At 59.6% G+C, this 10,718-nt stretch carries 12 protein-coding genes; 3 read left to right on the top strand and 9 right to left on the bottom strand.

Annotation, left to right across the window (positions count from 1 at the left end; all coding sequences use genetic code 11):
* Together xsc and pdxR are read right to left on the bottom strand one after the other, a co-directional pair.
* On the bottom strand, positions 1-1,343 hold a 1,343-nt coding region (gene xsc / locus AC2FLU_RS12795), incomplete at its 3' end, for a sulfoacetaldehyde acetyltransferase (protein WP_496808144.1).
* A gap of 125 nt (positions 1,344-1,468) precedes the next feature.
* Complete coding sequence (pdxR, locus tag AC2FLU_RS12790; protein ID WP_496808145.1) at positions 1,469-2,929, bottom strand: MocR-like pyridoxine biosynthesis transcription factor PdxR; 1,461 nt, start codon at positions 2,927-2,929, stop codon at positions 1,469-1,471.
* A 133-nt stretch (positions 2,930-3,062) separates the two neighbouring features.
* On the opposite strand from pdxR, the gene AC2FLU_RS12785 reads away from it, so the two are divergent.
* Entirely contained in the window at positions 3,063-3,371 is a 309-nt protein-coding gene (locus AC2FLU_RS12785; protein WP_480607110.1) for an ArsR/SmtB family transcription factor, read from the top strand.
* Positions 3,364-4,395, top strand: a complete 1,032-nt coding sequence (locus AC2FLU_RS12780; protein ID WP_496808146.1) for a permease — start codon at positions 3,364-3,366, stop codon at positions 4,393-4,395. The genes AC2FLU_RS12785 and AC2FLU_RS12780 overlap by 8 nt, the downstream gene beginning before the upstream one ends.
* A gap of 55 nt (positions 4,396-4,450) precedes the next feature.
* Here the strand turns inward: AC2FLU_RS12780 and AC2FLU_RS12775 are convergent, their stop codons facing one another.
* Both AC2FLU_RS12775 and AC2FLU_RS12770 read right to left on the bottom strand, forming a co-directional pair.
* Positions 4,451-4,840, bottom strand: a complete 390-nt coding sequence (locus tag AC2FLU_RS12775; protein WP_267363610.1) for a hypothetical protein — start codon at positions 4,838-4,840, stop codon at positions 4,451-4,453.
* Positions 4,841-4,891: 51 nt separating this feature from the next.
* A complete protein-coding gene (locus tag AC2FLU_RS12770) occupies positions 4,892-5,653 on the bottom strand; it encodes a DUF1013 domain-containing protein (protein WP_480474102.1) in 762 nt (253 codons plus the stop codon).
* A gap of 130 nt (positions 5,654-5,783) precedes the next feature.
* Here AC2FLU_RS12770 and AC2FLU_RS12765 point away from each other — a divergent pair, with 130 nt between their 5' ends.
* Positions 5,784-6,413, top strand: a complete 630-nt coding sequence (locus tag AC2FLU_RS12765) for a ribonuclease T2 family protein (protein WP_496808147.1) — start codon at positions 5,784-5,786, stop codon at positions 6,411-6,413.
* Here the strand turns inward: AC2FLU_RS12765 and AC2FLU_RS12760 are convergent.
* From AC2FLU_RS12760 to AC2FLU_RS12740, 5 genes are all read right to left on the bottom strand, one after another.
* Positions 6,410-6,898, bottom strand: coding sequence for a hypothetical protein (locus AC2FLU_RS12760; RefSeq protein ID WP_480555816.1), 489 nt, complete (start codon positions 6,896-6,898; stop codon positions 6,410-6,412). The genes AC2FLU_RS12765 and AC2FLU_RS12760 overlap by 4 nt on opposite strands.
* Before the next feature lie 137 nt (positions 6,899-7,035).
* Positions 7,036-7,599 (bottom strand): histidine phosphatase family protein, encoded by a 564-nt coding sequence (locus tag AC2FLU_RS12755; protein WP_480555817.1) that lies wholly within the window; start codon positions 7,597-7,599, stop codon positions 7,036-7,038.
* Between the two features lie 81 nt (positions 7,600-7,680).
* Positions 7,681-8,274, bottom strand: a complete 594-nt coding sequence (recR, locus tag AC2FLU_RS12750; RefSeq protein ID WP_496808148.1) for a recombination mediator RecR — start codon at positions 8,272-8,274, stop codon at positions 7,681-7,683.
* 61 nt (positions 8,275-8,335) lie between these two features.
* A complete protein-coding gene (locus tag AC2FLU_RS12745) occupies positions 8,336-8,689 on the bottom strand; it encodes a YbaB/EbfC family nucleoid-associated protein (protein WP_209507712.1) in 354 nt (117 codons plus the stop codon).
* Between the two features lie 189 nt (positions 8,690-8,878).
* A complete protein-coding gene (locus tag AC2FLU_RS12740) occupies positions 8,879-10,642 on the bottom strand; it encodes a DNA polymerase III subunit gamma/tau (RefSeq protein ID WP_480555819.1) in 1,764 nt (587 codons plus the stop codon).
* Between the last annotated feature and the right edge of the window lie 76 nt (positions 10,643-10,718).

The following is a 10,718-nucleotide window of genomic DNA, read 5'->3' as shown; positions in this document are numbered from 1 at the left end:
CAGCCGATCTTGGCACCGACGACGGCGGGCAGGCCATAGCCGCAGGGGCCGAACAGGCCCGGCGCCAGGTATTTGCGCCCCTCTTCAAACGACGGATAGGCGTTGCCGATGGCGCAGTTGTTGCCGATGTCGGACGAGATGATCGCCTCTTTCGGTAGTGCCGCCTGAATGGCGCGCCACGCCATGCGCGGGCTCATCCAGTCGGGCTTGGCCGCGCGGGCACGCTGGTTCCAGGTGGTGCCCGGATCGTCATCCTCGTGGGTCATCGAGGTCAGTTCCTGCGCCCAGGCCGATTTCTTCTGCGCGATGCGCTCTTTGCGCTCCTTGCGGCCTTCGTCACCGGCGGTGTCGCTCAGCTGGGCCAGAATGCCCTTTGCCACCTTGGCAGCGTCGCCGATGATACCGACGCTGACAGCTTTGGTCAGGCCGATACGGTCGGGGTTGATGTCAACCTGGATGATCTTGGCATCCGCGGGCCAGTAGTTGATGCCATAGCCCGGCAGGGTCGAGAACGGGTTCAGACGGGTGCCGAGGCACAGGACAACATCCGCCTCGCTGATCAGCTCCATCCCCGCTTTCGAACCGTTATAGCCCAGCGGGCCGGCAAACAGCGGGTGGCTGCCCGGGAAGGCGTCATTGTGCTGGTAGCCGACGCAGACCGGCGCATCCAGACGCTCGGCCAGCGCTTTCGACGCCTCGATGCCGCCTTCGGCCAGAACCACACCGGCGCCGTTCAGAATGACAGGGTTCCTGGCGTTCGACAGCAGCTCGGCCGCCTGGGCCACGGCGGTTTCGCCGCCCGAGGGGCGCTCGAACTCGACAATGGCGGGCAGGTCGATATCGACAACCTGGGTCCACATGTCGCGCGGGATGTTCAGCTGCGCCGGGGCGCTGGCGCGCTTGGCCTGCATGATCACACGGTTCAGAACCTCGCAGACGCGGGTCGGGTCGCGGACCTCTTCCTGATAGGCAACCATATCCTCGAACAGCTTCATCTGCTCGACTTCCTGGAAGCCCCCCTGACCGATGGTCTTGTTGGCCGCCTGCGGGGTCACCAGCAGAAGCGGCGTGTGGTTCCAGTAGGCAGTCTTGACGGCGGTCACAAAGTTGGTGATGCCCGGGCCGTTCTGCGCAATCATCATCGACATCTTGCCGGTGGCACGGGTGTAGCCATCCGCCATCATCCCCGCGCTGCCCTCATGCGCACAGTCCCAGAACATGATCCCAGCCTTCGGAAACAGGTCCGAAATCGGCATCATCGCCGAGCCAATGATCCCAAACGCATGCTCAATTCCATGCATCTGCAAAACCTTAACAAAGGCCTCTTCCGTCGTCATCTTCATAGGGGTGCTCTCCAAGCAAGAGTGAGGAAACCGGGCACCGGGGCCCGGGGGTTGATATGGTTTTGGCGTAAGGGTGCGACCTGCGTTAGGGCCAGACGCGTCTGCGGAATATGTCCAGTGCGATCTCAGGCAGACCGGATGGCTTCCGCGATAAGTTCAACGCCGGGGCCTATGCGGTTGGTCGAAATAGAAGAGTACCCGAGGCGGTAGAAATTCTGTGGCCTGTCGGGCCCCGAGAAAAACGGAGCACCCGGTTCGATATGAACACTCTGGTTCTGTAGCTTTAGCGCAAGCTGCGTTGTGTTGACGTGCTCAGGGGCCGACATCCACATTGAAGAGCCGCCCATTACACCCCGCCCGGCCACTGTCAGCCCGCTTTCCTCGATGGCTTTGTCCATCGCATCGCGCCGCTCTTGCAGGGCTTTCGACATACGTCGGATCTGCGCGTCGTAATGGCCCAATGACAGAAAATACGCTGCCGTGCGCTGAATATGACCCGGAGGGTGGCGCAGGACCAACGAGCGAAGCGCACGTGCTTCGCGGATGAAAGGTTCGGACCCGACCATATATCCAAGCCGCAATCCCGGGAACAGCGATTTGGAAAAACTGCCCACGTAAATCACGCGCCCATCCCGATCCATGGACTTGAGTGCAGGCGAAGGTGCGCTGCGAAAGGCCATCTCGAATTCGTAGTCGTCCTCGACAACCATTGCATCCAGATCGCGTGCCCGATCCAGTAGCTTGTTGCGGCGGTCGACCGGCATCGTCGCGGTTGTCGGGCTTTGATGGCTGGGGGTGGTAAAGATGACATCCGCTTCGTCGGGGATCGCCTCCGGTGGCAAGCCGTCGCGATCGACGCTCAGGGGCGTCACAGCGCAGTCCCAGTGGTTCAAAAGGCTTCGCAGCGCGTAGTAGCAGGGATCTTCGATTACGGCCGTGCGATTGTGGGTCAGCAAAATGCGAGAGGCCAGCCAAAGCGCGTTCTGCGCGCCCAGGGTGATCAAGATCTCTTCGGGGCGGGCAACGATACCACGGCGCGGCAGGGTGTGGCGCGCGATGAACTCGATCAACAACGGATCATCCTGATCCACGTAATCCCCTGTCAGCGAATCGAAGTCCTTATGCCCCAATGCGCGAACCGCACACAATCTCCAGTTGGCGTGATCAAACAGGGTCCGGTCGGCCTGACCGTAGATGAACGGATAGCGGTATTCGCGCCAGTTGCTGGGTTTCGGCAGGACGTCGCTGTCCAGAAAGCGGCGCGCCAGTGCCCTGTCCCAGTCGACAGATTCCGTGCCGCGCTGCACGGGTGAGTATTTGGGCGGAACCGGCGCGTTTTGTGAGACGTAATATCCTGACCGGCCCTTTGCCGTCAGATAATCATTGGCCAGCAACTCGGTATAAGCCAGCGTCACCGTGATGCGGCTGACACCCAGATGTGCGGCCAGCTTTCGCGAGGATGGCAGTTTTTCCCCGACATGAAAGCGACCGGACAGAATGCCCTCTGCAATCATCTGCTGGATTTGGGCCTGCAACGTACCCTGACCGTTGAGCTCAAGAAAGAATGTTTCGACCGATATCCCCATGCCTGCTTATAGGTTGGACTTAAGGCGGGGGCAATCTGGACTTACAGTGCCATGGAAAATTTTCCCAAGGTGGGTTGACCAGGATCTTTTATAAAACTAAAAAACTAGAAATCTAGTTTAATGGAGGCGACTCATGTGGGAAACCGCTGCTGCCGGATTTTCCGCCATGGGCTCGGAAGCCCGGCTGAAAGTTCTCAAGACACTGGTGCGGGCTGGTGAGGCCGGTCTGACTGTTGGCGAAATCCAGAACCGGACGGGGATTGCCCCGTCGACTTTGGCGCACCACCTGCGGTTTCTTGCAGCCGGAGGTGTGGTTGAGCAGGAAAAGATCGGTCGCACCACGATCAACCGGGCCTGTTATGACGAATTGAAGACGCTGGCGCAGTTCATTCTCAGCGAATGCTGCGCTGACGCGTTTGGAAAGGTGGCCAACGATGGCTGAATTGACGCAATCCCCCCGACTGACCGCTAAAGGTGCGCTTGAGATAATCAAGACGCCCTGGGCATTGATCGTCGTCATTCTTGTGGTGGTGGCCGTTCTCGACCCCGGCAACCTGCGTGAGGTTGTGAGTTTTGCAGTCAGGGCTTTGGCGCATACTGGACAATACATCCTGTTTGCCGTGCTTCTGTTGTCATATCTCAAGGCGACAGGGGCCGAGGTGATGGTGGCGCGCGCCTTTGAAGGGCGCGAGACCCGGATGATCTTTCTGGCCGCCCTGTTCGGCGGACTCGCACCATTTTGTTCTTGCGAAGTCATTCCCTTTATTGCGGGCTTGCTTGCACTCGGAGCGCCCCTGTCGGCCGTGATGGCGTTCTGGCTCAGCTCGCCATTGATCGACCCGCCGACGCTTTTGATTACGGCAGCCGCGCTGGGATGGCCCTTTGCCATCGGTAAAGCGGTTGCAGCCGTTGCGCTTGGCCTGTTCGGCGGGTTCGCGGTTCGGTTGCTGATGCAGCAGGGGGCATTTGCTCAGCCCTTGCGCGAATACAAGCCTGCAGGGTGCTGCGGATGTGGTCCGAAAGCGGATGACAAGCCGGTCTGGAAGTTCTGGCAAGAGCCCGAACGCCGGGTTCGGTTCCGTTCGGATTTCGTACACAACGGGCTGTTCCTGCTCAAGTGGCTGGCACTGGCCTATGTGCTCGAGGCGCTTTTGGTCAACTATGTGCCTGCGGACCTCATCGCTGGCGTCGTTGGCGGAGAAGGCGTGCTGCCGATCATCGTTGCCGCACTGGTGGGGATGCCAGCCTATCTGAATTCCTATGTCGCGCCGCCGCTGCTGGCAGGTCTGATCGAACAGGGCATGACCGCAGGGGCTGCGATGTCGTTCATGGTTGCGGGTGCCGTCAGTTCCATTCCGGCGATGGCCGCAGTCTGGTCATTGGTCAAACCACGCGTGTTTGTCACCTACCTGAGCCTTGGTGTGGGGGGCGCAATAATCGCAGGTATCATCTTTCAGGTCGTATGAACGAAAAAGCCGCCCGGCGTCATCATAGGCGGCTTTGTTTGGTCTGGAATCTTGATCAACCGGACTCGCAGAGACGGGGCAGTTTGAACCGATACCGGGCTTCACCGCTTTTCACGTAGATGCGTTTTTCCACGCAGGCCGTCGTTCCTACGGTTTGTGAAATCTGCGATTCGGTCGACGTGATCGACGTGGCCGATCCATCGGGCAGGCGAACCGAGGCTACGACGCCGTTCTTCAGGTCCCCGTTCACCGGGGTTGCGGACAGAACCGGTACGATCAAAAAAGCCTCGTGCTCATGTTCGCCTTCGTCCCCCAGCAGAAACAAGGTGGTGACGATGGCGATCATGACAACACCACCCGCCAGACCCAGCCCCCATGTCCTGAGAAAGGCATAGATCGTTACGGCGCGGTGCGGACCGAAAATCGCGGAAAGAATGCTCAGCATGACAAGTCCGTCAAAAAAGCCCCAGCCGTTCCGACCGGGGCTGATTGTCTGTTACAAACGAGGATCATCCTCGTCTTCATCATCCGCCCCGCCTTTGGGCAGGTTGAAGAAACTGTCGGCGTCGATGATAGGCTCGTCGTCTTTGTCATCCGACCGATCATCGGACAGCGAGAAGGTTTCCAGACCTTCGATCGCGGTCGGGATTTTCGGCGCAGCGTCCATTTCCAGCGACTGCTCGGTCGAAACCAGCTTGCGACGCTCGTCATCGCTCATCACGCCGCCTTCGGCCGCTTTCTTGGCAGCTGCCTTCTGCACGATCGCATCCAGTTCGGACTGTTTGCACAGGCCCAACGCAACCGGGTCGATCGGCTGCATGTTCGAGATGTTCCAGTGCGTGCGCTCGCGGATCGACTGGATGGTCGGCTTGGTGGTGCCGACCAGCTTGGCGATCTGGCCGTCGCTGAGTTCGGGGTGGAACTTGACCAGCCACAGGATCGAGTTCGGACGGTCCTGACGCTTGGACAGCGGGGTATAACGCGGGCCACGGCGCTTTTCTTCGCCAGATGCCGCCGGGTTGAACTTGAGCTTCAGCTTGTGCAGGTGGTTGTTCTGCGCGGCGTCGATCTCATCCTGGGTCAGCTGGTTGTTTGCGATTGGGTCAAAGCCCTTTACGCCTGCGGCCACATCACCATCGGCGATGCCCTGCACTTCCAGTTCGTGCATCCCTACGAAATCCGCGATCTGCTTGAAGCTGATCGTGGTGTTGTCCACCAGCCATACGGCGGTTGCCTTGGCCATAAGCGGTTTTGCCATCAGCCCGTCTCCTATACATACATCTTTCCCGTCGCCGGAATTCGGCGGCCCCTTGGTCTTGGGGCAGGTTTCCGTTGTCGGGGAACTTGGCCCGTATATAGTCGCCACGCAGCAAGAAGGGAAGAGGCGAATGCGCTGGGTCGTATTGTGGGTTTTCAGCGCGATGGCAGCGCTGGCCGATGGTGAAAAAGCGGGTGAGTTCGACTATTACGTCTTGTCGCTTAGCTGGTCGCCCAACTGGTGCGCCCGGGAAGGGGACGCGCGCGGGTCAGACCAATGCGACGACCGACACGACCACGGATGGATCCTGCACGGGCTCTGGCCGCAATTTGATCAGGGCTGGCCATCCTTCTGCCGCTCACCCGAGGCGCCGCCATCGCGCCGCATGACGCGGGAAATGGAAGATATTCAGGGTAGTGCTGGCCTTGCATGGCATCAGTGGAAGAAACACGGCACCTGTTCGGGGCTTTCTGCGCCCGACTATTTCGCCCTGTCCCGGCGTGCCTATGATGCGGTAGAACGCCCGCAGGTCTTCCGCAAGCTGGACGCATCCGTCAAACTGCCGGCTTCGGTGGTTGAGGATGCGTTTTTGACGGCCAATCCGGGGCTTGAGCGCGATATGATCACGGTCACCTGCAAACAGGGCTATATCGAAGAGGTCCGCCTGTGCCTGTCGCGCGACCTTGATCCGGTGCCATGCGGCCGCAATGTGATCCGCGACTGCACCGCCAAGGACGCGCTGTTCGATCCGATTCGTTAAAGTTTTTTGTTCTGGCAGTCCCGCGCATAGTCCAGCGCCTTGGCGGTGCCTTTCAGATCAATCGCCATCACCACCTCACCTGCGGGATTGTAAACCGTCATCGTCTTGTTCTGGGCAATCGCGGTGACGAAATTCCGGTCGGTGAAAAAAACCGTCGCACCGGGCACTTTGCGTTCATTGAACCCGATAGCGGTTGCATCAAAGCTCTTGCCGTCCAGTTCGAACCGGATGGGATAGCTTTTACCCTGTTCAATATTGCCCCAGGCCTTGTTGTAAACGGCGAAGTACCCGCGATTATCCAATGCGTCATAGCCCAGCCGCACGACCGAGAGGTCCTGATAGACCGTCTGGATCAGACACCCGTTCCCAAGCGCGGGGTCCATCATGATGTTCCAGCCTTCGACAAAGCCCTTGTCGACCAGTTCCTGCGACAGGGCAGCGGTTGCGGTGAAGGCGGCGAAGGTAAAGGCGAGAAGGCGGGTCATGGGCGGCTCCAAATAAATCGCTGAATTTACCCATCCTTAGAGTAGTTCGATGGTCATCCAAAGTCGCTTTTTTATCACCGTGACTGTTCTGGCAACGATGATGAGTGCAACATGAGTTCCGAACCCAAACCATTTGCTCAGGTCACTATGGTTTCAACTCCGTTTGAAAGATGAAACACGCAACCCTGAGTTCGCGGTAGCTGTAGCAAATTGTCCAGATCGAGACCCAACCAAAGCCCTCTTAGCACCAAAGACGTGACGCCGTGGGTTACTATGATCGAAGGCTCATCTTGTTCCTTCAGAAATGAGTGTACTCTATCGTAGATATCATCGAAGCTTTCCCCACCCGGGCTGCGGAAGAACCAATGATAGCTTTCATAGGAACAATCGATTTGCTCTCGGATGAAATCACGCGTTGCGCCTTCCCATTGCCCAAACGCGATTTCCATAAGCCGTTCATCATATATCAACTCATGATGAGGCGTCGTTGCTAAGCGGGCGGTATGCACTGCTCTCTCTTGCGGGCTGACGAAAACGCGCGAAGGTGCATTCGGTATTCGCCTGAGTATCTCATTTTGCTTCCGGGCCTGAGACTTGCCAATTTCCGTCAACGGGGAATTCATGCGCCCTTGGAACTTCCCGAATGTGTTCCATTCCGTTTCGCCATGTCGCAGTACAATAAGATCTGGATATTTGTGCAATATATGTACCTGAATTGAATACCGTTGGAGACGCCGTTCTTGCTGACTCTTTTTTAGGGACGTTGATTTATAAATGCTGACCTAAATTTCCTTACGCGCCCTGAGCGCCGCCGTAATCGTCCCATCATCCAGATAATCCAACTCTCCGCCGATGGGCACGCCTTGCGCCAGTGAGGTCAGGCGCACCTGACCTTCCAGCTGGTCCGCGATGTAATGGGCGGTGGTCTGACCGTCGACAGTGGCGTTCAAGGCAAGGATCACTTCGGTGATCCCTTCGGCCAGAACCCGATCCCTGAGGCGGGGAATGCGCAGTTCGTCGGGGCCGATGCCGTCCAGTGCGGACAGCGTGCCACCCAGCACGTGATAGCGGCCTTTGAAGACCCCTGACCGCTCCATCGCCCAGAGGTCGGCGACGTCCTCGACCACGCAGAGTTCGCCGGTCGCTCGGGCCTCGCTATTGCAGATGTCACAGATATCCGTGGTGCCCACGTTGCCGCAATTCAGGCATTCGCGGGCGGTGATGGCCACTTGCTGCATGGCGCCTGACAGGGGCGTCAGAAGCAGAGCGCGTTTGCGGATCAGATGCAGCACCGCACGGCGGGCCGAGCGCGGGCCGAGCCCCGGCAGTTTGGCCATCAGGTCGATCAGATTGTCGATTTCGCTGTTCGTGCCCATGGCCTGCCCTGCTTTGCACCGGAGGGAGCCTCCGGCGGGAGTATTTGGGAAAAGATGAAGCTCAGAACGGTAGCTTGATGTCCTTCGGCAGGCCCATGCTTTCGGTCAGCTTGCCCATTTCTTCCTGTGAACGTTCGGCAGCTTTAGCCTGAGCGTCCTTGATGGCGGCCAGGATCAGGTCTTCGACCACTTCCTTGTCGTCGCCGTTGAATATCGACGGATCGATGTCCAGCCCCTTGAGTTCACCCTTGGCTGTGGCCGTTGCCTTGACCAGCCCCGCACCGGATTCGCCGACAACCATCATGTTGTTCAGCTCTTCCTGCATTTCGGTCATCTTGGTTTGCAGGTCTTGTGCGGATTTCATCATCTTGGCCATGTCGCCCAGTCCGCCAAGCCCGCCGAGTCCTTTCAGCATCAGTCGTCTCCTGTGTTTCTGTTTGGTTCTAAATACGGACCGCAGGCAGGCGGCACAAGAGGTCTCCCGCCTGTCCTGATCAGAGCGTCGCCGACCGATCAGTCATGCGCCTGCATTCCCACCCTCAGTTGTATCGTGGAGGGGCGTGAGTATGCCGGTTTCTTGAAACTTGGACCCACAAGCTTAGGGCTAATCCTCTTCGAAGGGGTCCCATTCATCTTCGACTTCGGGAAGGGCCTCAGTCTCAACCTTGGCGGCACGCTGTTCAGGTGTTTCGATCCTTATGATCCTCGCCTTGGGGAACTGCGTCAGCACGGCCTGAACCAGCGGGTGTTCTTCGGCCTCGGCTTTCAGGGCCAGTTCGGCCCGGTCCCGCACTTCCGCGATGGTCGCGGCATCCCCGTCCGAGACAATGGAGACGGCCCACCGATTGCCAGTCCAGCGTTGCAGGGCAGAGCCCAATCGCGACGCCAGATCCGACGGTGCCTGAGGCGTCGGGGTGAATTCGATCCGGCCGGGCTGGTACGACACAAGGCGCATGCCGCTTTCCACCTCGACAAGCAGTTTCACATCGCGGTTTGTGCGGATCAGTTCCACCACATGCCCGAAGGTTGGATAGCGGGCCAGGGCCGTCTGGGCATCCTGCGCCAGCGCGGCAACCGGTGCGCCACCCGCGCCGCGCGGGGGCGATGCATAGGCAGGCGGCGGGGTCGCGTTGGATTGCGTTGCCACCGGGGCCTGCCGGGACATTGACATGCCCCCGCCCGGCCCGCCGGGTGGCGAAGGTGGGGCGTCTTGCAGCCGTTTGATCAGCTCTTCGGGGCTGGGCAAATCGGCGACATGCGTCAGTCGGATAACAGCCATTTCGGCGGCCATCATCGCGTTGGGCGCGGCAGAGACTTCCTCCAGCGCCTGCAGCAGCATTTGCCACATCCGGGTCAGAACCCGCATCGGCAAGGCCTCGGCCATGTGCTGGCCCCGTGTGCGTTCGTCGGGGGAAACCGTCGGGTCCTGGGCCGCGTCAGGTGTGATCTTTACGACGGACACCCAATGCGTGATTTCGGCCAGATCGCGCAGCACGGCCAGAGGGTCCGCGCCTTCCGCATATTGTCCGCTCAGTTCAGTGAGCGCCCCTGCCGCGTCACCGCGCAGGATCATGTCCATCAGGTCCAGAACACGACCACGATCCGCCAGACCCAGCATCGCACGGACCTGATCGGCGGTCGTCTCGCCAGCCCCGTGTGAAATCGCCTGATCCAGCAGTGAGGTCGCGTCCCGGGCCGACCCTTCTGCAGCGCGGGTGATCAGCGCCAGCGCATCGTCGGCGATCTGCGCGCTCTCGGCCCCGGCGATCTTGCGCAGCAGGCCGATCATGTCTTCGGGCTCGATCCGGCGCAGGTCAAAGCGCTGACACCGCGACAGAACCGTGACCGGCACTTTGCGAATCTCGGTGGTCGCGAAGATGAATTTCACATGTGCGGGCGGTTCCTCGAGCGTCTTGAGCAGCGCGTTGAATGCGCTGGTCGAGAGCATGTGAACCTCGTCGACGATGTAGATCTTGTAGCGCGCGCTGGCCGCGCGATAGCGGACACTGTCGATGATCTCGCGGATATCGTTGACGCCGGTACGGCTGGCGGCATCCATTTCCATCACATCGACATGGCGGCCTTCCATGATCGCGATGCAATGCTCGCACTGACCGCAAGGCTCTGTTGTCGGCCCTCCGGTTCCATCCGGTCCGATACAGTTCATGCCCTTGGCGATGATCCGTGCCGTGGTGGTTTTACCCGTTCCGCGAATGCCGGTCATGACAAAGGCCTGCGCAATCCGGTCGGCTTCAAAAGCGTTTTTCAGGGTGCGCACCATGGCATCCTGACCCACCAGGTCGGCAAAGGTTTCCGGGCGGTATTTGCGGGCGAGAACCTGATAGGCGGGGCTGGGCGTGTCTGTCATGTCTACTCGCTCGGATTCGGTGCTTCGGCACAGCGTAGTGGCGGCGGCAGTCCGCGTCCACTGTGGGGCGTGATGA

It is taken from the genome of Ruegeria sp. SAZD013 (assembly GCF_059612525.1).
The sequence above is the reverse complement of the archived record's forward strand: the minus strand, read 5'-3'. Positions and strand labels throughout refer to the sequence as shown.

Bases quoted from the DNA above. Each gene is read 5' to 3' on its own strand.
- AC2FLU_RS12770 (WP_480474102.1), bottom strand. From the start codon at position 5,653: ATGGCAAAACCGCTTATGGCCAAGGCAACCGCCGTATGGCTGGTGGAC.
- pdxR (WP_496808145.1), bottom strand. From the start codon at position 2,929: ATGGGGATATCGGTCGAAACATTCTTTCTTGAGCTCAACGGTCAGGGT.
- AC2FLU_RS12765 (WP_496808147.1), top strand. From the start codon at position 5,784: ATGCGCTGGGTCGTATTGTGGGTTTTCAGCGCGATGGCAGCGCTGGCC.
- AC2FLU_RS12745 (WP_209507712.1), bottom strand. From the start codon at position 8,689: ATGCTGAAAGGACTCGGCGGGCTTGGCGGACTGGGCGACATGGCCAAG.
- AC2FLU_RS12775 (WP_267363610.1), bottom strand. From the start codon at position 4,840: ATGCTGAGCATTCTTTCCGCGATTTTCGGTCCGCACCGCGCCGTAACG.
- AC2FLU_RS12760 (WP_480555816.1), bottom strand. From the start codon at position 6,898: ATGACCCGCCTTCTCGCCTTTACCTTCGCCGCCTTCACCGCAACCGCT.
- AC2FLU_RS12785 (WP_480607110.1), top strand. From the start codon at position 3,063: ATGTGGGAAACCGCTGCTGCCGGATTTTCCGCCATGGGCTCGGAAGCC.
- AC2FLU_RS12740 (WP_480555819.1), bottom strand. From the start codon at position 10,642: ATGACAGACACGCCCAGCCCCGCCTATCAGGTTCTCGCCCGCAAATAC.
- recR (WP_496808148.1), bottom strand. From the start codon at position 8,274: ATGGGCACGAACAGCGAAATCGACAATCTGATCGACCTGATGGCCAAA.
- AC2FLU_RS12780 (WP_496808146.1), top strand. From the start codon at position 3,364: ATGGCTGAATTGACGCAATCCCCCCGACTGACCGCTAAAGGTGCGCTT.